General features: G+C 69.4%; 21 protein-coding genes. 16 read left to right on the forward strand and 5 right to left on the reverse strand.

Annotation, left to right across the window (positions count from 1 at the left end; all coding sequences use genetic code 11):
• The first annotated feature begins 26 nt into the window (after positions 1-26).
• Together AB0395_RS19565 and AB0395_RS19570 are read left to right on the forward strand one after the other, a co-directional pair.
• Positions 27-911: an SDR family oxidoreductase gene (locus AB0395_RS19565; RefSeq protein ID WP_366282367.1), complete on the forward strand. Its 885-nt coding sequence runs from the start codon at positions 27-29 to the stop codon at positions 909-911.
• A gap of 233 nt (positions 912-1,144) precedes the next feature.
• Positions 1,145-2,074 carry a superoxide dismutase gene (locus tag AB0395_RS19570; RefSeq protein WP_366282369.1) on the forward strand — a complete coding sequence of 310 codons (930 nt, stop codon included), beginning with the start codon at positions 1,145-1,147 and terminating at the stop codon, positions 2,072-2,074.
• 159 nt (positions 2,075-2,233) lie between these two features.
• Here AB0395_RS19570 and AB0395_RS19575 read toward each other — a convergent pair whose 3' ends face one another.
• From AB0395_RS19575 to AB0395_RS19585, 3 genes are all read right to left on the reverse strand, one after another.
• Entirely contained in the window at positions 2,234-2,668 is a 435-nt protein-coding gene (locus tag AB0395_RS19575) for a hypothetical protein (RefSeq protein ID WP_366282370.1), read from the reverse strand.
• Positions 2,563-2,880: a hypothetical protein gene (locus tag AB0395_RS19580; RefSeq protein ID WP_366282372.1), complete on the reverse strand. Its 318-nt coding sequence runs from the start codon at positions 2,878-2,880 to the stop codon at positions 2,563-2,565. The genes AB0395_RS19575 and AB0395_RS19580 overlap by 106 nt, the downstream gene beginning before the upstream one ends.
• 423 nt (positions 2,881-3,303) lie before the next feature.
• The gene (locus tag AB0395_RS19585; RefSeq protein ID WP_366282374.1) at positions 3,304-3,597 is read right to left on the reverse strand and encodes a hypothetical protein; all 294 of its coding nucleotides are present in this window, start codon (positions 3,595-3,597) and stop codon (positions 3,304-3,306) included.
• Positions 3,598-3,795: 198 nt separating this feature from the next.
• Here AB0395_RS19585 and AB0395_RS19590 point away from each other — a divergent pair, with 198 nt between their 5' ends.
• The 7 genes from AB0395_RS19590 (at position 3,796) to AB0395_RS19620 (ending at position 9,623) form a co-directional block, all read left to right on the forward strand.
• Complete coding sequence (locus AB0395_RS19590; RefSeq protein WP_366282375.1) at positions 3,796-4,911, forward strand: hypothetical protein; 1,116 nt, start codon at positions 3,796-3,798, stop codon at positions 4,909-4,911.
• Between the two features lie 293 nt (positions 4,912-5,204).
• Positions 5,205-5,468: a putative ATP-grasp-modified RiPP gene (tgmA, locus tag AB0395_RS19595; protein ID WP_366282377.1), complete on the forward strand. Its 264-nt coding sequence runs from the start codon at positions 5,205-5,207 to the stop codon at positions 5,466-5,468.
• 3 nt (positions 5,469-5,471) lie between these two features.
• Positions 5,472-5,630: a hypothetical protein gene (locus tag AB0395_RS19600; RefSeq protein WP_366282379.1), complete on the forward strand. Its 159-nt coding sequence runs from the start codon at positions 5,472-5,474 to the stop codon at positions 5,628-5,630.
• The gene (locus AB0395_RS19605; protein ID WP_366282380.1) at positions 5,618-6,037 is read left to right on the forward strand and encodes a hypothetical protein; all 420 of its coding nucleotides are present in this window, start codon (positions 5,618-5,620) and stop codon (positions 6,035-6,037) included. Before AB0395_RS19600 ends, AB0395_RS19605 begins: the two co-directional genes overlap by 13 nt.
• The gene (gene tgmC / locus AB0395_RS19610; protein ID WP_366282382.1) at positions 6,034-7,194 is read left to right on the forward strand and encodes an ATP-grasp peptide maturase system methyltransferase; all 1,161 of its coding nucleotides are present in this window, start codon (positions 6,034-6,036) and stop codon (positions 7,192-7,194) included. Before AB0395_RS19605 ends, tgmC begins: the two co-directional genes overlap by 4 nt.
• Positions 7,195-7,521: 327 nt before the next feature.
• On the forward strand, positions 7,522-8,889 hold the full coding sequence (locus AB0395_RS19615; RefSeq protein ID WP_366282383.1) for a carotenoid oxygenase family protein: 1,368 nt from the start codon (positions 7,522-7,524) through the stop codon (positions 8,887-8,889).
• A gap of 203 nt (positions 8,890-9,092) precedes the next feature.
• Complete coding sequence (locus AB0395_RS19620) at positions 9,093-9,623, forward strand: GNAT family protein (protein ID WP_366282385.1); 531 nt, start codon at positions 9,093-9,095, stop codon at positions 9,621-9,623.
• 104 nt (positions 9,624-9,727) lie between these two features.
• Here AB0395_RS19620 and AB0395_RS19625 read toward each other — a convergent pair whose 3' ends face one another.
• Entirely contained in the window at positions 9,728-10,726 is a 999-nt protein-coding gene (locus AB0395_RS19625; RefSeq protein WP_366282387.1) for an alpha/beta hydrolase, read from the reverse strand.
• A 379-nt stretch (positions 10,727-11,105) separates the two neighbouring features.
• Between AB0395_RS19625 and AB0395_RS19630 the strand changes: the two genes are divergently transcribed.
• The 7 genes from AB0395_RS19630 (at position 11,106) to AB0395_RS19660 (ending at position 19,680) form a co-directional block, all read left to right on the forward strand.
• Entirely contained in the window at positions 11,106-12,155 is a 1,050-nt protein-coding gene (locus tag AB0395_RS19630; protein WP_366282388.1) for a glycerophosphodiester phosphodiesterase, read from the forward strand.
• A gap of 106 nt (positions 12,156-12,261) precedes the next feature.
• Positions 12,262-13,053 (forward strand): class I SAM-dependent methyltransferase, encoded by a 792-nt coding sequence (locus tag AB0395_RS19635; RefSeq protein WP_366282391.1) that lies wholly within the window; start codon positions 12,262-12,264, stop codon positions 13,051-13,053.
• Positions 13,054-13,352: 299 nt separating this feature from the next.
• On the forward strand, positions 13,353-14,573 hold the full coding sequence (locus AB0395_RS19640; protein WP_366282392.1) for an FAD-dependent monooxygenase: 1,221 nt from the start codon (positions 13,353-13,355) through the stop codon (positions 14,571-14,573).
• Between the two features lie 487 nt (positions 14,574-15,060).
• On the forward strand, positions 15,061-15,984 hold the full coding sequence (locus tag AB0395_RS19645) for a hypothetical protein (protein WP_366282393.1): 924 nt from the start codon (positions 15,061-15,063) through the stop codon (positions 15,982-15,984).
• A gap of 13 nt (positions 15,985-15,997) precedes the next feature.
• Positions 15,998-16,879, forward strand: coding sequence for a class F sortase (locus tag AB0395_RS19650; protein ID WP_366282394.1), 882 nt, complete (start codon positions 15,998-16,000; stop codon positions 16,877-16,879).
• Positions 16,880-16,884: 5 nt separating this feature from the next.
• The gene (locus AB0395_RS19655) at positions 16,885-18,393 is read left to right on the forward strand and encodes a DUF2079 domain-containing protein (RefSeq protein WP_366282396.1); all 1,509 of its coding nucleotides are present in this window, start codon (positions 16,885-16,887) and stop codon (positions 18,391-18,393) included.
• A gap of 141 nt (positions 18,394-18,534) precedes the next feature.
• Positions 18,535-19,680 carry an acetyl-CoA C-acetyltransferase gene (locus AB0395_RS19660; protein WP_366282397.1) on the forward strand — a complete coding sequence of 382 codons (1,146 nt, stop codon included), beginning with the start codon at positions 18,535-18,537 and terminating at the stop codon, positions 19,678-19,680.
• 153 nt (positions 19,681-19,833) lie between these two features.
• On the opposite strand, the gene AB0395_RS19665 is transcribed toward AB0395_RS19660, so the two are convergent.
• Positions 19,834-20,025 (reverse strand): hypothetical protein, encoded by a 192-nt coding sequence (locus AB0395_RS19665; RefSeq protein ID WP_366282399.1) that lies wholly within the window; start codon positions 20,023-20,025, stop codon positions 19,834-19,836.
• Positions 20,026-20,120: the final 95 nt, after the last annotated feature.

The following is a 20,120-nucleotide window of genomic DNA, read 5'->3' on the forward strand; positions in this document are numbered from 1 at the left end:
CCCGCCACCATCGAAGGAGAATGAGCGTGTCGCGCACCATGCTGATCACCGGAGCCACCGGGAGCGTGTCCAGCGCACTGTTGAAGGCGCTGGAAGGAGCCGATGTGGACGTCCGGGCTCTCGTCCGCGACGAATCCAGAGCGGACGGCCCGCGTGAGCACGACGCTGAGGTGTTCGTCGGCGACCTCGACGACGCGCGGTCGCTGCCGGCCGCCTTCGCGGGTGTACAGGACGTGTGGCTGCTCACCCCGAACGGCCCGCGTGCCCCCGAGCACAACATGAACGCCGTATGGGCCGCCCGCCAGGCCGGTGTGGAACGGATCGTGCGCCTGTCGGTCGTCGGCGCGGCACACGACGCGCCCAACCGCAGTGGCAGACTGCACGCGCTGTCCGACCGGGAGACCGAACGATGCGGCATGCGCTGGACGATCCTGCGCCCCCACTGGTTCATGCAGAACCTGCTGAACGAGGCGGGCGACGTCTCCGCCACCGGCGCGTTCTCGCTGAACCTGGCCTCGGCGCGGATCGGGATGATCGACGTACGCGACATCGCCGAGTGCGCCGCCCGCGTGCTCCTTGACGACCCGGACCGCCACCACGGCGAAACCTACACCCTCACCGGCCCGCGCTCACTGACGTTCGACGAGGTCGCGGGCCAGTTGAGCCTCGCTCTCGGCAGGCCCGTCGCGTACCTGCCGGTCAGCGACGATGCCAGGCGTAAGACCTTGCTCGGCGTCGGCGTCCCGACGTGGATCGTCGACATGCTCGAGGAGTACGCGCAGGCATATGCCACCGGCTGGGGAGACTTCACCACCGATACGGTCGCCGGTCTCCTCGGCCACCCACCGCGCGACCTCGCCGACTTCGTCCGCGACCACGCCGCGGCCTTCACCTCGGCCGACACCAACTGAAACCGTGACCTGCCGATCAGCCGCCGGACGTTGACGCCGCGGTCACCTCGCGATCTCCGTGATGGACCTCGCGACGGCTCTGAGGGATGGGATCGAGCGGTCGAATCCACCGACCAGATGCGCCGTGTGCCAGCCGTCGCCCGGCGGCGGCCAAGCTCGGTCACGCCATCAAGCCGTCAGAAGCCACGGCACTCGATAGATCCTGCACAAAATCCCAAAGGAAGCGTTACGCGATGCGATCGCTCAGAGGCATCGGCACGATCCTCTCCGCACTGGCCCTGGCCATCACGATGGGCGGTTCCGCCGGAGCGGCATCCGACCCGCGAGCCGGGATGTCTCCGACATCCATCTCGTTGCCCGACGGGTTCCAGCCCGAGGGCATCGCCATCGGGTTCGGGCCGTTCGCCTTCATCGGCTCCATGGCCGACGGCTCCATCTACCGTGCCGACCTGCGCACCGGACGCGGCACCATCGTCAGCCGCGGGCCCGGCACACCGTCCCTCGGAATGAAGATCGATGAGCGTGGACGGCTGTTCGTGGCCGGAGGCACGGGCGGTGACGCGCGCGTCATCGACACCCGCACCGGCCAGGTGCTGGCCTCCTACCGGCTGGCCACCGGAGAGTCGTTCGTCAACGACGTCATCCTCACCGAGGACGCCGCGTGGTTCACCGACTCCACCAACCCGATGCTCTACAAGCTGCCGTTGCGCGAGGGACGGCTACCCGCCGCCGCGCAGCGGATCCCGCTCACCGGGGATCTGGTGTACGGCGACGGCTTCAACGCCAACGGCATCACGCCGACTCCGGACGGCCGGGGCTTCATCGTCGTGCAGTCGAACACCGGCGGACTGTTTCGCGTCGACCCGTCCGGTACGACCCGCCGGGTGAACCTGCACGGCGAGTCCTTGAAGGAAGGCGACGGCCTACTACTGCGCGGCCGGACGTTGTACGCGGTGCAGAACCGGCTCAACGTCGTGACCGTCCTCCAGTTGAACGCGGCCGGGACCGACGGCCACGTCGTGCGGCGGGTGAGTGATCGCCGGTTCGACGTACCGGCGACCGTGGCAGCCTTCGGGTCTTCGCTGTACCTCCCCAACGCCCGCTTTGACACCAGCCCGACGCCCACCACCCCGTACACCGTCGTTGCCATCCCCCGCCCCTGAGCAGCGGTCATGAGCCGGCCGCGAAGGAAGAGCCGGTGAACCGGCGGGCGGCGGCGGGTGTGACGTGCCTTACCCGCCGACGCCTACTTCGGTGACAGGAAGGACGCGAACGTGGAGGACTATCGCTGACGGTTCCGGCGGGGTGGATCGTGCCGGAGGCTATTGCTTCGGAAGTGGGTTTTCGGTCTCGGTCAGTCGGATCAGGTGCGTGAGGTCCTGGGCGTTCCTGGCCTCGACGGGTTCGGGGCCGGTGGTGATCCAGCAGGGGAAGGCCCAGTAGCGGCGGGCCCAGCAGCGCCAGACGACGACCCAGCCGGGATTGCGGGCCTCCAGGTCACGGGCCTCGTGGGTTGAGCCGGGGGCGGGAGGCGGCGGCGCCGTACGGCTGGGAGCCCCGGTCGGCGGTGCCTTACGGGTGGGAGCGTTGGCCGGGAGTGCCGGACGGCCGGGGAGGGGGAGCGGTTCTGCCGTACGGTCTCGGGCTGCAGTCAGTTCCGCCGTACGGCTGAGCTCAAGACGCAGCCGATCCGCCGGGCTGCGACGCCGGTCTCGTCGGTGGAGGAGATTCTTTCCGACCAGGACCACCAGAACCACCAGGTTCCTTCCTGCGGTGCCGCGTAGACGATCTCGGACAGGGCTGGGGCATCGGGATTGACGATGACGAGCTGCGGGCAGCCATGCCGGGTGACGCGGACCCGGGAGTGCAGGCCGTACCGCATGAGGTGTTCGGTCAGGCGGGCCAGGTGCGCGGTCGCGGTGATCGTGACCTCGGTGTCGGGGGTGTCGGGGGTGTCGGGAACGGCCACGGGGCCTCCGGTTGTGAGGTGTGGGTCTTCGCTCTGCTTTTCGTTGAGGTGGCCCCCGACGGGTGTGGGAAGGGCGTCGGGGGCCACGTCCGGCCGTGAGAGGGCTGCTCAGGCCGGACGTCTGTGGAGCGGCTCCCGCCTCTCGCGGTCAGGCGAGGCGCGTGAGCGGGAGCCGCCACGATGACCCTCCGCGCCCCTCAACGCGAGAGATCACCGTGTTCCCCGGCCAAGCCGTACGGCCTGGCCGGATGAAAGTGGCTCCGTTCCCACCCCTCCAGGAAGAAGCGGAGCCACCCGTTCCCGGAAACTGACGGCGTCTGCGCACACCGTGCTTCCGGAAGCTTGCGCCCGGCGGTGTCAGCCTTGCGCCCCCAGAGAACACTGGGAACCCAGCGAGGCCGACCCCTTCACACGAGGAAATAATTACTTTCCGTAACGAAAGTTGACTCCCCGCTTGGAGGAGATGTCACGCTGTGCGATTGAGGCGTAGCGTTGGGGTGAACCGTGTGCTTGGTTGGAGAGGGGCACCTTGTGGTGGACGCCGTCGGCATACGACGTCAGATCAGCGAGCTGCGCGCAACGTTGCAGCAGCAGGGAGCGACGAGACGGCAGATCGCGGCGATCATCGCTCAGCGGTTCCAGATGAATCCACGGGTGGCGTTTCGCCATGCGGCAGGATTGACGCAGGCAGAAGTGGCCGAGCTCTACAACCGCCACTGGCCGAGTGAACTCCCGAAGACATTCAAGAACGTCTCCTACTGGGAATGCTGGCAAGGGCCTGAGTTCTTCGGAACCTCCTCGTCCTCTCGCGCTCCGTCATACCTGGACCTGACGCGGCTGGCCGATCTGTACGGCTGTTTGGTCGATGACCTGCTTCGCGGTCCGTGCCTGTCACAATCGGCCACTTTCTCGACCTTGCCGCTCTCCGACTTCCTGTCAATGTCGAAAAGCGGCGGTTACTCTGAAGAGGCCGAGGACGATGACGGTGTCATCGCCATAAGCGTCCCCACCGGCGAAGGGCCCATCACCGTGACGCTTTCCCGCCGCCAGTTCACCCACCTGCTGGCCGCTGCCGGTCTGACGGCGATGCTGCCCGAAACGGCCCTCGCCTCCGAGGCACTCCCTGAAGCGGTGGTTCGTTCAACCGCCGGGTTGAGCGGTGCCGACTACCGGCAGCTCCTTGCCGCTCACCAGAATGGTCATCGTCTTCTCGACCCGCGCTCTCACATCGTCTCCCTGCGTCACACACTGCGCGACATCGACCATGTCCGGGAAGGCGCGGGAACCGCCACCCGTCGTGATCTACGGCAGGTGCAGGGCGAGTACGCCGAGCACCTGAGCTGGCTGTACCGCGAGTGCGGTGACATCGCCTCGTGCCGAAGGTGGGCCGACCAGGCGACCGCATGGGCGCTCGAAGGCGGTGACACCTCCATGGCGGCCTACATGATGGTCAGGAAGGCCAGCCTCGCGCTGGACGCTGGTGACTCCACCACGGCCGTCGAGCTGGCCACCGCCGTAGGCAGTGCCTCCTGGACCGTCCCGCCGGTGCTGTACGGCGTCGCCAAGGCGTACGAGGCACGTGGGCACGCGCTCGACGGCACGGTCGCCGCCGCCCAGCTCGACGAGGCCACGGAACTGATCACTGGAGGCCGTTCCGAAGGCGACCCGGCCTACCTGCGGTTCTTCGCCGCCGACTTCGCCGATGTCCAGCGGGCGACCTGCTACGTGGACGCCGGGATTCCGAGCCGTGCGGTGACCATCCTGCAGAGCAAGGTCACTTCCCTGCCTGTCTCCAATCATCGTGACCGGGCTGTCCATCTTGTGCGACTCGGTGCCGCCCACGCCGCCGACAGGGTGCCCGACGCCGCCGCCTTCGCCGCGCTGGGATCGCTCTCTGAAGCGCGGCGAGTCTCCTCCGAGCATGTCTTGGCGGAACTCGCCCAACTCGACGCCACTCTGACGGCTCGCTGGCCGACCCAGCCCCAGGTCCGGCAGTTCCACGAAGCACTCACCGAAACCCGGGTCACTTGAGGGGGCTGCTGTAGGGGTGATGGTTCCTCGCCGCCCGCCGCAGTGACCGCACCGCGATTGAGACCGCCTCCCCTGCCCGGTTGCCGACCTGGATGCAGGTCACCAACTCCACTTGGGCCTATGGCAGGTCCTGCCTCCGCAGTGATCCGACAGCCCCACGCAGGGTCACCAGGGCTGCGCCGCTTTCCCCGGGCGGCACCGTCGCTCCACCACGCTCGTTGACTGCAGACGGCAACGGCGGATCGTGCCCATATGCCATGCAGTCCCGGATCCACATCGAGAAAGGGAACTGAATGAACAGTCACACACCGCCCTGGGGCCTGACCCGATCGCGGCCCTTCCCCGCGCCCGCCCCAGCCTCCTTTGGCGCGGTTCGGGTCGAGCTCGACCCCGTCACGCAAACCGGCGTCTACCGCGACATAGCCGGTCAGATCATCGAGGCCGGTGCCCATGGCACCAACAAGGAAACCAACGACCCGACCGCGACCAGCGGTGGCGACGGCGCGAAAGACGGCGGCGGCGACACCGATGCCGTGACCGACTACGGCGACGACTGACCGATGACTGATTCAGCCCCCGTCCTGGTCGTCACCGGAGACACAGACGTCACCGCCGACCTCGTCACTCGGCGCCTGCACGCCCGGGGAGTGCCCGTCGTGCGGCTGGACCCCGCTGATTTCCTCGGCGCGGACAGCACCGTGATGGCGTGGCGGGCATGATCTGGGCGAACACGGTGAGTACGGCCGACCTGGACGAGTCGGTGACCGGCACCGCACACCTGTTCCAGGCGCGGGTAGACAAGGTCGGTGATGTGCGGGTCACCGTGGTCGGCGACCGGGTGTTCGCCGTCCGGATCGACGGTGGACAGCTCGATTGGCGCGCCCACTACCCAAGCCTGACTTACACCCTCATCCCATGCCCGCCCGACACGCGGCATGCCATCGGCGCCTACATGACCACGTATGGTCTGCTGTTCGCTGCGTTCGACTTCGCCCTGACCGCTTCGGGCGAGTGGGTGTTCTTGGAATCGAATCCCAATGGCCAATGGGCCTGGATCGCCGAGCAGGAAGACGCCGTAGCCGAAGCCCTGGCCGATCTTCTTCAGAAAGGACACCCGCCCCTGTGACCGCTGCCGCTCTACGCGCCGCCGACCTCCGGCACGCTCTTGCCGCCCAGCTCGCCGCCGACAACCACCTGACCCCGCAGTGGCGGAAGGCTGTCGAGGCCGTCCCCAGGGAGGCGTTCCTGGGCGAGGCGATGTTTCGCCGCCTCGACGATGAGGGAGGCCCCACCTGGTGGGAGCCGCTGCACCGCAGCGACGTGAAGGAGGAGGAATGGCTGGGACTGGCATACACCAACGCCACGTGGGTGACCCAGATTGACGGCGTCAACGCCGCCGACGCGACCGAGCCACTCACGGGCACCCCGACATCGTCGTCGTCCCTGCCTGCGGTGGTCGTCGACATGCTGGAAGTCACCGGCCTCGTGGAGGGCGAGTCCGTGCTGGAGATCGGTACGGGAACCGGATATTCAGCGGCGCTGATGTGCCAGCGGCTCGGCGGTGACGCGGTCACCTCGATCGAGGTCGACCCGGTCGTGGCCGAGCGCGCCCGCCAGACGCTGACCGCGCTCGGCTACGAACCGACCCTCGTGGTCGGCGATGGATTGTGTGGGTATGAGCAGACCTTCGAGTATGACCGCCTGATCGCGACCTGCGCCGCCCGCTACATTCCCGCCCCCTGGATGCGGCAGGTCCGCGACGGCGGCACCATCACCGTCCCTCTGTGGGGGTGGATGCACGGCTACGCCCTGGCCCATCTCACCCTGGCCGACGATGGCACCGCCAGTGGCCACTTCAGCCAGGTCGACGTGTCGTTCATGCCCGCCCGCCCCTACACCGCGCCCCCCATCACGCACTACCGGCTCAACCGCGGCGACGCGCGGGAAAGCCGGATCGACCCGAAGATCCTCGGCGACTGGACCGGCCGGTTCGTCGCTCAGCTCGGCGCTCCGTCCGCCCAACTGATCGGAGCCGGTGACCGGGTGACGCTGCTGGACGTCGCCACCGGGTCCCAGGCCAGCACGAAACCGGACCCTGAGGGCGGGTGGACAGTGCGCCAGTACGGCCCGCTGCGGTTGTGGGACGGCATCGAGGGCGCTGTCGTGGCCTGGCAGGAGATGAGTTCTCCGCACCAGTCGGCGTTCGGGCTGACCGTCACCCCGGACGGCCAATACGTGTGGCTGGGTACCCCGGACGGGCCAAGGTGGAACCTGCCCGCCTGACGCCCGCAAGTTTTCTCCGTTCCCTGACAGCCGCCCTGGTTGCGCAGCGGGGAGCGCGAGGGGCGGAGCCCCTCGTTGTGGGGGTCGAAGGGGGCGGCACGCCCCCTGAGAGGTGCTGTCCGAGGGGGGCCGCGCGGAGCGCGTTGATCGCGAGGTCCGATTGCAAGGCTGTCGCGAGGTCCGATTGTGGGGCCTGTGACCTGCGCAGGGATCGGGCGGCTGACGGGGGAGGCAAGAACAAGACTGTTTCTTCGGTGATTGCCGAGGCACTCTTGGCGGCGTCACCGGCCCCGCCACAGGAGGCCGGACGTCATCACGGGAGGCACCATGACCCAGGGAACAGTCGGCGATGTGCCGCTGCACCTGGCGGGCAACAACGCGCCGATCGCCGAGGAGGTGACGCTGGAGCCGAGCGAGGTGATCGGCTCCATTCCCGAGGAACTGTCGGGGCAGTTCTTCCGCAACGGCCCGAATCCGCGCACGGGGTGGTCGCCGCACTCCTTCGCGGGTGACGGGATGATCCACACCGTCGCGCTTGGGGACGGCCGGGCTGCCTGGTACCGCAACCGGTACGTGCGTACCCCGCTTTACGAGCACCCGGGCGAGTCCCGGTTCGCCCTGGCCTTCGACCCGGTCACCTCACGGATCGACTACCGGGTCACCACCGCGAACACCCATCTGGTCGCCCACGCGGGCCGGCTGTTCGCCCTTGAGGAGGGCGGATTTCCGTACGAGGTGACCCCGGAGCTGGCCACAGTCGGGGCCTTCACCTTCGACGGGGCGTTGCGGACGCCGATGACCGCGCACCCGAAGACCTGCCCCCTCACCGGGGAGCTGCTGTTCTTCGGCTACCGCCTCAGACCCCCCTACCTCACCTACTACCGGGCGTCCCCGGACGGCGAGGTGCTCCAGACGCAGGTCGTCGACGTGCCCAGGGCGACGATGATGCACGACTTCGCGGTCACCGAACACTACGTGATCTTCATGGACCTGCCCGTCGTGTTCGACGTACGGCAGGCCGCCGAGGGCGGGCCGCCGTGGAGGTGGGACGACGGGCACCGCGCCCGGTTCGGGGTCCTGCCCAGGGCCGACGGCGAGGCGCCCGTGCGATGGTTCGACGTCGAGCCCTGTTACGTGTGGCACACCATGAACGCCTTCGAGACCGGCGACTCGATCACCGTGACCGGCACCCGCGTCGAGACGCTCTGGCGTCAGGGGACGGACGACCACGGCGGCGGGCTGCCCTCGCTGTACCGCTGGACCCTCGACCTCGCCTCGGGCGCCGTCGCCGAGAGCCGCCTGGACGACGCGCCCAGCGAGTATCCACGGGTGGCCGACGACAGAATCGGGCTGCCCAACCGCTACGGCTACACGGTCGCCTTCTCCCTGGAGGCCGAGCCGGAACGCACCGAGATCTACAAGTACGACCTCGAGCGGGGTGGCACGCGCGACGTCCACCGCCTCCCGGCCGGTCACACCTGCGGGGAGGCCGTCTTCGTCCCCAGAGCCTCCGGCCGCCACGAGGACGACGGCTACCTGCTGACCTTCGCCCACGACCGCGCACGGGGAACCGGCTACCTGGCCATCCTGGACGCCGCCGACCTCGCCGCTGCCCCGATCGCCGAGATTCACCTCCCTGTACGCGTCCCGGCGGGCTTCCACGGCAACTGGATCCCCGGACGACGCCAGCCGTGATCCTGGGCGTTGAGACCATCCCGGTGTCCGAGTGATTGGTGAATTCGATAGAACCGGGCTGAATTCAGCCGGATCCGCAGATAGGGCGGCTCACCGGTGAGGCGGACCAGTTGGAGCGAGCGCTGCGGGCGAGCCTCGGTTCCGCGCGTGAGATCTTCGGCCATCTGGACGGTCCGGCGGATTGATCCGTAGCGTTGTCGGCCATGAGCGATGACGAGGTGTCGCTGCGGCCGATGGCCGAGGATGACTTACAGGTGCTCGAACGGTTCTTGACGGAGCCCGCAGGGATGGGGCCGTTCAACTGGTACGGCTGGTCGGATCCCGGCAGATGGCGTCGTATGTGGGAGGAGAACGGCTTCCTCGACGCCGAGAGCGGTCGGCTCATGGTGGTCCGCGGCGCCGATCGGCTGGGCTTCGTCGCCTGGCGCAAGGTCCTGACCTCGCACTCCTCCTACTGCTGGAACGTGGGGATCGCGCTGTTCTCCGAGGCTCGGGGGCAGGGCTTCGGCACCCAGGCCCAGCGCTTGCTGGCGAGCTACCTGTTCGCCCACACACAGGTGGCCAGGGTCGAGGCGGTCACCGAGGTCACCAACCTCGCCGAGCAGCGCGCGTTGGAGAAGGCGGGTTTCACCCGGGAAGGCATACTGCGCGGCTACGGCTTCAGGAACGGGCGGTGGCGCGACGCGGTGCTCTACAGCGTGCTGCGCCACGAGGTCGGCCTGCCCGACGACTGACACACCCGACCAGGTGGCATGCCCGCCCACCGTCCTGACAAGGACGCGGGTCCCTTACCCCGGGCCGACGAGCGGAGGTGACCCAGCTATCACGGTCCGCGCCGTCATCTTCGCCTGCCGGCGGCGGCGACCTTGCCGATCTCGTCGAGGACGAGGTCGGGCTGGGCGTTCTGCACGTAGTGCTCCGTCGTGGTCGCGACCACCGGGCGGCCCCGGCTCGACAGCGCGGCGATGCGTCTGGCGTGTTCGGTGTCGGACTCCGGCTGGCCCGCCGCGCAGATCACCACGACCGGCAGGTCGCCCCACGCTCCGGGACGGGCCGTCGCGCTGACCTGGGCGGCGCTGTCCACCGAGGCCCAGGCCTCGGCGCGGGCCGCGGCCATGCTCCCCGAGCCGTAGACGACGGTCGCGGCGGCGCGGGCCGCCGCCGTCGCCTCCGGCGGCACGAGGGCGTCGCCTCGCAGCCTGAGCAGGCCCGTCCGGGCGACAAGCTGGTTGACGGTGAGCTGTACGGCCAGCAGCGGCCGGGAGATCTGCAGCGCGGTGACGGCCGTCTCGTCGGTGACGTCGATCAGCACCAGCCCGGCGGTCAGGTCGCGCCAGTGGTCGGCGAAGAGGCGCGCGGTGTTGCCGCCGAACGAGTGCGCGACGAGGACGTACGGCCCCGCCTCCCCGGAGGCGACCAGCAACGCGTGCAGCTCCTGCGCGGTGCGCTCCGCTGTACGCGGCGAGGGGCCCTCCTCGCTCCAGGCGTATCCCGCCCGGTCGTAGGAGCACACCCGGTGGTGTGCGGAGGCCCGCCGCTGGATCACCTCCCAGCTCGCGCTCGACTCCGCCAGCCCCGCTTCGAGCACGACGGTGGGGGAGCCGCTCCCCGTGCAGTGGATGTGCAGGCGGTGGCCGCCCACGTCGACCAGCCGCCCCGGTGCCCGGTGGAGCTTCGCGTCCGCCCGCGCGGCGTTCGTCTCGTAGGCGGCTCCGACGCCCGCGGCCAGCACGAGCAGGATCGTGCTCAGGGCGGCGATCCGCAGCAGCGTGCGTAGTAGCCTGCGCCCCCTGCCGGGTCGCGTGACCAGCGCGCGTTCGAGCTCTCCGTCCACCATGTCTTGAAGTTAGGTATTCGGTCTGCCCGTTTCCTCCTCCTCGCAGCGGGACCTTCGATGCCACCGGAGCTCCACACGCCGCCGCCTTCTCATCCGTCAGGATGAGTTCTTTGGGCGGTTTTGAGGCCGCAGGCCTCCGCCGTGGTGGGACGGACGCCCGTTCTCCGGAAGGTGACGGTTTGTTAACTGTCGATCATGCTGGGTAGTGGGGTGATGTCGGTGCTCCCCCCGTGAGATCGGAGAGCGGGGTGTGCCGGGGATGGTGGGCATGGTGTCGGTCGGGGTGCTGGCCGTGCTGGTGGGAGCCGGGCCTGTAGTCCTTTCAGGATCTCCGGCGGCGGGGAGGGCTGTTGAAGCGCCCGCCCTGGGGACGGCCGTTGTGCCGCCTGCCGCGAGGGCGGTGGCCGGGAGGGTGTGCGGTGACCGGGAGCCGATCGTCATCGCGCATCGCGGCGCCAGCGCCGTCCGTCCCGAGCACACGCTTCTGGCCTACGAGGCCGCCATCCGGATGGGGGCCGACTACATCGAGCCCGACCTGGTGCCGACCAAGGACCACGTGCTGGTCGCCAGGCACGAGAACGAGCTCTCACTGACCACCGACGTCAAGGATCATCCCGAGTTCGCCGACCGCAGGACGACCAGGATCGTCGACGGGGTACGGCGGACCGGCTGGTTCACCGAGGATTTCACCCTCGACGAGCTGCGCACCCTCTGGGCCAGAGAGCGCTTCACCGCGCTGCGCCCGGGGAACACGGCCTACGACGGGCGGGCGCGGATCCCGACGCTGGACGAGGTCGTCGAGCTCGCGCAGCGGAACGGCGTCGGCGTGTACGCCGAGACCAAGCATCCGAGCTACTTCGCCTCGATCGGGCTGCCGCTCGAAGGCCCGCTGGCGGAGAGCCTCAGGCGGCACGGCTGGGACCACGCCTGCGCCCCGGTGTTCGTCCAGTCCTTCGAGACCGGGAACCTCAGGGAGCTGCGTTCCGCCACACGGGTGCGGCTCATCCAGCTCATCGGCGCGTCCGGCGCGCCGTACGACCTGGTGAAGGCCGGTGACCGGCGCACGTTCGGCGATCTCGTCACCCCCGAGGGGCTGGAGTGGGTCGCGCGCTACGCCGACGGCGTCGGCGTGGTCACCTCGCGGATCGTGCCGACAGACCGGGAGGGGAGGCTGGGAGCGCCGACCTCGCTCGTCCAGGACGCCCACCGCAGGGGGCTGCAGGTCCACGTCGCGACCATCCGTGACGAGAACGCGCACCTTCCGGCCGAGTACCGGCGGGGAGATCCTGCCGACCCGGACTACCCGCGCGCCGCGGGGGACGTGACGGGCTGGCTGGAACGTCTCTACGGGCTCGGCGTCGACGGGGTGTTCGCCGACGATCCCGGCGTCGCGCGCGCCACCCGCGACCGCCTTCTCGCGGGCTCCTGACCCTTCCCGCGGCGCCCTGGCCCCTGCACCCCCGGAACCCCGCGAGCCGGTGTGAGCCCGTGGGCTGTCGCGAGTTCGTGAGGACGTACGCGGCTATCGTGAGTCCATGAGTGGGTCATCCGCCTTCGACAGCCTCAGTCCTGAAACCCTCGCGCGGAGGGCGTCGTCGTTCGGCGGGCAGGCGGCGGCCTACGCGCGGGAGCGGCCCGACTACCCCGACGCCGCGGTGCTGTGGGCGCTCGAACCCGTCGCGGACCGCGTGCCGTCGCGTGTCCTCGACCTGGGGGCGGGAACCGGGAAGCTGACCGAGGTGCTGCTACGGCACGTCACCGAGGTCGTCGCGGTCGAACCCGACTCGGCCATGCTCGCCCAGCTCCGCCGACGGCTGCCCGGTGTTCCGGCGATGGAGGGCAGCGCGGAGGAGATCCCGCTGCCGGACGGGTCGGTTGACGCGATCCTGGTCGGGCAGGCGATGCACTGGTTCGACCTCGACCGGGCCGTGCCGGAGATGGCCCGTGTTCTGACACCGGGCGGGGTGCTGGCGGGGCTGTGGAATCTCGACGATGACCAGGTGCCGTGGGTGAAGGGCCTGAAGCGGGTGGCCGCCAGTACGGTGTCGTTCACCCGGTGGCGCCCTGACCTGGTCACGCTGCGAGGACCGAGGTTCCCGGTGGTCGAGCAGGCCCGGTTCCCGCATGGCCAGCGCAGGACCGCGGAGTCGATGGCGGCGACGATCGCCACCCACTCCCACGTGCTGACCCTTCCGGAGAGTGAGCGTGACGAATTGCTGGGCAGGGTCGTCGACTACCTGCGATCCACCGCGGAGACCGCGCAGGGCGAGTTCGAGCTTCCCATCACCACGATGACGGTCCGGGCCCTGCTCGGCCAGGACGGTTGAGCCGCACCACCGTGACCGCCTGACCCTGCGGCGGTGTCCTCGCGCCTTCGCCGTTCCCGCTCAGCCACGGCGCCTTTCCGCCTCTGCCGTGTTGGGGCCGCATGCCCTTGCCGCGCCGGGTCCTTCCTCATCGTGCCGGGGTGCCGTCGACCAGTGTTGCGCCGTTGCCAAACCCTTTCTGAGCTGGGGATCTACCGTCTCATTGACGGCGGCTCAACAGGATGGGGGCCGGGCGCCATACACCTCATCTGCTACTCTGTGCTACGAATCAGTTACATTGAGTTGCGGTGGGAGTTAGTGTGAAGATTGTCTGTGTTGGCGGGGGGCCTGCCAGCCTGTACTTCTCGATCCTGATGAAGCGGGTGGACCCGTCCCATGACATCACCGTCTACGAGCGGAACCCGGCCGGGTCGACGTATGGCTGGGGCGTGACCTACTGGGACGAACTGCTCAACGGTATGTACAGGGCCGACGCCGAGTCCGCGCGCGTCATCAGTGAGAGCTCGGTCTCCTGGGACAGCTGGGTCGTGCACGTCGGTGACCACACGACGATGACGGTGCATGACGGGGAGGGGGGCTTCGGCATCGGCCGGCGCCGGTTGCTCGGCATCCTCGCCGAGCAGGCCTGTTCCCTCGGTGTGAACATCGAGTTCGAGCGCGAGATCACCGCAGAGGAGGAGGTGGCCGGTGCCGACCTCGTCGTCGCCGGTGACGGTGTCAACAGTGTGCTGCGCGAGCGCCACGCCGACCACTTCGGCACCAAGGTCGAGGTCGGGCGAAACATCTACATCTGGCTCGGCACCACCAAGGTCTTCGACGGTTTCACCTTCGCTTTCGTGGAGACCGAACACGGCTGGATCTGGTGTTACGGCTACGGGTTCAGCGAGGACCACAGCACCTGCGTCATCGAGTGCTCCCCGGACACCTGGAGGGGACTCGGGTTCGACCAGGCGAACGAGGCCGACAGCCTGGCCCTTCTGGAGAAGCTCTTCGTCCGAATGCTGGACGGGCACCCGCTGATCGGCCGGGCGCACCCCGACGGCAGCGCGCACTGGCTGAACTTCCACACCCTGACCAACCGGACGTGGTACCGCGACAACCTCGTCCTGCTCGGGGACGCCGCGCACACCACGCACTACTCCATCGGCGCGGGCACCGCCCTCGCGCTGGGGGACGCCGCTTTCCTGGTCGACGCGCTGCACGGGGACGCGCGGCTCCAGCCCGCCCTCGCCTGCTACGAGCGCAAACGCCGACCCGCGATCCGGCGCACCCAGAGAGCGGCCCGTTACAGCGCCCGGTGGTATGAGGACCTCACGCGCTACATCAGCCTTCCGCCGCCGCAGATGTTCGCGCTGCTCGGTGATCGGCACTCCCGGCTGCTCCCGCACGTCCCGCCGCGGGTGTACTACCGGATCGCTCAGGCGGCCGAGTGGCTCGACTCGCTGCGCGGGTCCAAAGGCGGGCAGGGGTCGCACGAATCATCCACGCCGGAGCACCCGGACGAGATGACCGCGCGGTGACCGACCGGCCGGTGGCCACCCCCCGGGTCACCGGTGATCTCCTCATAGCGCCACCCGACAGCTGACCGTCCTCCCATTTCAGAGCCGCTGTCCATGGCGATGCCACCTGGTGAGGTCCGGTGGCGGTACCTCGTGGTCGAGGTTTCTTCGCGGCGCCGGTACGGCGGCCGGCGCGGACCTTTTCTGTCTCATGAGCGGTGCGCGACCCGACGCGCGTCCGCGGCGATTCCGTTGGTGCGGGGATAACGATCCGCCTCGGTGAAAGTGACCGGTTAGGCGGCCGTTCACCAGGTATTCGCCGAGAAATCAGCGCGCGTTGGCGGGCGAAGATGGCCATGATGGGGCGGGAGGGAATTTATGCCCGTTTTGCCAACACCCGTGCATCTCTCGGCTTGTGTTCATAGGATCTATGCCGGACTGTGACCATAGCCTGGAATCGTGGGCAACCGCGCCAAAGCGGTCAGCTGTGCCGAAATGGGGAGAAACTGTGCTGAAGTCCAAGACGCGACGTCGCGTCGCGGCTAAGACGGCTGCCATTGGAATAGTAGGCGCGGGCATTCTCCTCGGCGCGGTCCCGGCGATCGCCTCCCTGACGGCGGCTCCCAAGCCGGTCAGCTACACGTGCACCCCGACCACGGGCACGGCCGTCACCAATCCCTACAAGCTGCAGATGGACCTGTCCGGTCCCCTCACCTCGACCCCCGGCTCGGTCATCGTGGTGACCTGGAAGCTGGGACAGCCCGGCGCGTCGCCCTTCCTGGTCGCCCCCTCGGCCATCGCGGCCGGTGACCGGCTGAGCATCGAGGCGGACGTGGTGGTCACGGGGTCACCTCTGCCGTCCTCCGCGGAGACCAGGACGGTCACGACCTCGGCGACCCCCGGAGCGGTGGCCGCCAACGGTACGCTGCCGCTCCCGAGCGTGATGATCACCGTTACCCCGACCGCGACCGGGGTCATCGCCGTCCAGCCGGACGCCTTCACCCTGATCCACAACCCGGGGACCGCTGTCGGGTCCGCCAGCACCCTGTACGACTGCGTGATCGCGAACCAGGCGGAGGCGACCGCCGCCGCGCTGATGATCACGGTCAAGCCGTCGGGGGCGACCACGGGGACCGGCACGCCGACGAGCACCTCGACGGGAAGCACGGGAACCCCGACGGCGACCCCCACCCCCACCTATACCACCCCCGAGCCGACGGTCACCGTCACCCACACCAAGACGTCGAAGCCGACGTCGAAGCCCAGGAAGACCGGGCAGATCGGCAAGACCCCCGGGGGCGGAGCCTCGACGGGCGGGGGCGGGGAGGCGGGCCCCGACGCGCGGATGATCGTTCTCGGAGGGACGGCGCTGGTCGCCGCCGCAGGGGCCGGCGGGCTGGTGCTGCGGCGCCGCACCGCGACCAGGGGCTGACCGGAGCGGCTGAATGACCACCCCGACGCCGGACGGCTGGCCGCCGCATCCTCCAGGCCCCGCGCAGCCGTATGCCCAGGGGCCCGTCCAGCAGCCGTACGGATACCAGGGCCATCCGGGATACCCGGTGTACGGGCCGCAGTATGAGCAGCAGTACGAGCAGCCGTACGAGGAGTGGCGGGACGGCCGGGCCGACGGCGGCCGGATCCTGCGCTCCGTGCTCATCCTCGCCGGGGCCGCCGGAGTGGTCACGGTGCTGGTCGGCCTGCTGCTCATGGTGGCCTCGCCGGAACAGTACGGCCTGGCCGAGCAGCGCACCACGCTGCCGCCCCGCACCCAGGCGAACGCGACCGCGCCCGCCGACCCCTACCTCCACGCGGCCCCCACTGAGCCGCCACCCCTGCCGAACCTTCCGCCCGCCCCTGCCATGCAGCCCTCGACCCCGGTGCGCCTGGTCGTCAAGCGGCTGGGCATCGACGCGCCGATCACCTCGGTCGGGCTCGACAAGCAGGGGGCGATCGAGGTGCCGCCGGTCGGCGACCCGAACCTGGTCGGCTGGTATCGCTCGGGGCCGACGCCCGGCGAGGCCGGACCGGCGATCATCCTGGGGCACAAGGACACGCGGTCGGGGAGCGCGGTCTTCAGCCGCCTCGCCGAGATCCGGAACGGTGACGTGATCGAGGTACGCCGCCAGGACGGCATCATCGCGGTTTTCACGGTAGGCGGACTCGAACAGGCGGAGAAAACGGTGTTCCCGACGCAGCGCGTTTACGGCGAATCGCCCAACCCCCAGCTCCATCTGATCACGTGCGGTGGCACCTACAACCACGTGACCGGTCACTACACGGACAACGTCATCGCCTACGCGACGATGACCAGCACCCGCAGAGCATGAGCGCCGTGACCACGGCTCCCGAGGAGCCGATCAAGAGGACCCCGAGGTCCCTGGACGTTCCCGCGTTCCTGCGCCTGCGGCGGCACGGGCTGACGCTGGGGGCACTCGTCGCGCTGGCCGCGACGGCCTACACCGTGCTCGGCCTCGTCAAGCTCTCCACCTTCAAGGCGAGCATCTTCGACTTGGCCATCTTCGACCAGGCCGTGCGCGGGTACGCGCACTTCGGGCCACCGGCCGCGCCCTCGGTCGGCGCGTTCTACGGCCAGGGGATGGACTTCCTCCAGATCGCCGACCACTTCTCGCCGATCCTGGCCGTCCTGGCCCCGCTGTACTGGATCCACGACGGCCCGGAGACCCTGATCGTCGCGCAGGGGGTGCTGCTCGCGCTGGCCGCGGTTCCCGTCTGGCACTACACGCGCCGCCGTCTCGGCGCGGGCTCCGCTCACCTGGTCGCCGTGGCCTACCTGGTCTCGTGGCCGGTCGCGCAGGCCGCCGGGTTCGACTTCCATGAGGTGGCGTTCGTTCCGCTGCTCAGCGCGATCATGATCGAGCGGGCCGACGCGGGCAGGCTGCGCTACGCGGTGCCTGCGGCCCTGGGCATCCTGCTGGTCAAGGAGGACATGGGCCTGCTGGTCGCCGCGTTCGGGGTGTACCTGTTCCTGATCAGACGGCGCCTCGAAGGCGTGGGGTTCGTCCTGTTCGGGCTGGGCGCGCTCATGGTCATCCGCGGTGTGCTGATGCCGCTGGCGGGCTCGGCGGGCGCGGGGTTCCACTGGGCGTACGGCAGTCGCGGCGCGACCCTCGGAGAGGTCGGGCTGTCCATCGTCCGTGACCCGCTGGGCGCGCTGTGGCAGATGGTCAGCCCGGAGGTCAAGGTGGACACCCTGGCCTTCCTGCTGTGGCCGATGCTGCTGACGGCGCTGCTGTCCCCGCTGGTCCTGGTCGCGATCCCGCTGGTCGCCGAGCGGTTCCTGGCTGACAGACCGCAGTGGTGGGGGCCGGAGTACCAGTACAACGCCTTCATCGTCGCCATCCTCGTCTGCGCCGCCGTCGACGGCGTCCACCGGCTCACCAGACGGCTCTCCGCGCGCTTCCCCGAACGCTTCCCCGGAAAGATCCCGGGAAGGGGACTGACCGGACGCTGGGCGTTCGCGGTCTGCGTCATCGGGCTCACGCTCGTCCCCAGGTTCGCGCTCGGCAATCTGCTGGAGTCGTCCTTCTACCAGGGCGACCCGTACGTCACGGCGGCCCGTGAGGCGGTGGCCAAGGTCCCCGACGGGGTGGTGGTCGAGGCGGCGAACAACGTCGGCCCCGCGCTCAGCGCGCGGACGACGGTGCTGCTGTGGGGGCCACAGGCCTACGGGGCGCCGTGGATCGTGGCCGACGTGACCCGGTGGACCTTCCCCTTCGGGGCCCCGGAGGTGCAGCAGCAGCGGGTCGACGAGGCGCTGCGGGCGGGCTACGTCAAGGTGTACGAGCGCGACGGCTACGTCGTGCTGAACCACCCCTCCTGAGGCGCTCCGGGGCCGTCTGGCCGAACCTGTCCGAGGTGCGCGAACAGCCCGGAACATCCGCTCGGGGCACTCGCCGGGCGGGTGTTCTGCGGTAACCTGCGAGTAACCGAACAATGCTCGGTTTCCTGAGCGGGAGGCATTGTGGCAGAGGCGTACATCGTCGGGGCGGTCCGTACCCCGGTCGGTAAGAAGAAGGGTGGTCTGTCCACCGTCCACCCCACGGACCTGGCCGCGCACACTCTCAAGGCGCTTGTCGACCGCACGGGCGTCGACCCGTCCGCGGTCGAAGACGTGATCATGGGGTGCGTCATGCAGTTCGGCCCGCAGAGCATGGACATCGCGCGCAACGCCTGGCTGTCTGCGGGCCTGCCGGAGAGCGTGGCCGGGGTGACCATCGACCGGCAGTGCGGCTCCTCCCAGCAGTCGATCCACTTCGCGGCCCAGGGCGTGCTGTCCGGCACCCAGGACCTCGTGGTCGCCGCCGGAGTCGAGTCCATGAGCATCGTGCCGATGGGCTCCTCCATCACCGCCGCGCTGGAGAAGGGCATGCCCTTCCCGTTCGGCGACAAGTGGGTCGAGCGGTACGGCACGCAGGAGATCTCCCAGTTCCGCGGAGCGGAGCTCATGTGCGAGAAGTGGGAGCTGAGCCGCGACGAACTGGAGCGCTTCGCCTACGAGAGCCACCAGCGCGCCGCGAAGGCCGTGGCCAACGGCTACTTCAGGGACCAGATCGCCCCGCTCAACGGCGTCGAGGACGACGAGGGCCCGCGGGCCGACACCACGCTGGAGAAGATGGCGTCGCTGAAAACCCTGCGGGACGGCGGCCGGATCACCGCGGCGACCTCCTCGCAGATCTCCGACGGCTCCGGAGCCCTCCTGATCGCCTCCGAGCAGGCGGTCCGCGACCACGGCCTGACCCCCAGGGCCCGCATCGTCACCCTGACGCTCGTCGGCGACGACCCGGTCTACATGCTGACCGCGCCCATTCCGGCGACCAGGAAGGCGCTGCGGAAGTCCGGCCTGTCAATCGACGACATCGACGTCACCGAGATCAACGAGGCGTTCGCCCCGGTGCCGCTCGCGTGGATCAGGGAGATCGGCGCCGACCCGGCCAAGGTCAACCCCAACGGTGGCGCGATCGCCCTGGGCCACCCGCTGGGCGGGACCGGCGCCATCCTGATGACCAAGCTCCTGCACGAGCTGGAGCGCACCGGCGGCAGGTACGGCCTGCAGACGATGTGCGAGGGCGGCGGCCAGGCCAACGTCACCGTCATCGAACGCCTTTGACCCGGCGGGCGGCGCAACCGGCCTGAGCGACGCGGCCAGGGCGCCGCGACGGCGGCGCGAGGAACGCCGAGGACAGCGCCGAGGACAGCGAGGCGCGGCGGGCGCCGTGGCCTCCGGAACCCGGAGACCACGGCGCCCGCCTTACCGGCGTCGTCAGCGACCGCCCTTGCCGGGAATCCGGCGCGGCTGCCGGGTCGGCCTCTTCGGCATGGGCGGCATCGGCACGCGCCGGGGCGCCGCGGGAGGCAGGTTCCGCTCGGGAAGGGGCAGCGGGATACGAGGGCTGGTCGCCTCGTCATCGCCTTCGTGCTTCTGGACGGCTTTTTGGGCAACGCGAATTCGCATATGGACTCCTTGAAGATCATGACGACGCGGTCGTGTGCCGTGCCGGAAACTCAGCTGCCGCGTCAGACGAACGGGGCCAGAGAGCTGAGAGCGGG

Origin of the sequence: Streptosporangium sp. NPDC051023, assembly GCF_040689595.1 — a bacterium.
GTDB lineage: Bacteria > Actinomycetota > Actinomycetes > Streptosporangiales > Streptosporangiaceae > Streptosporangium.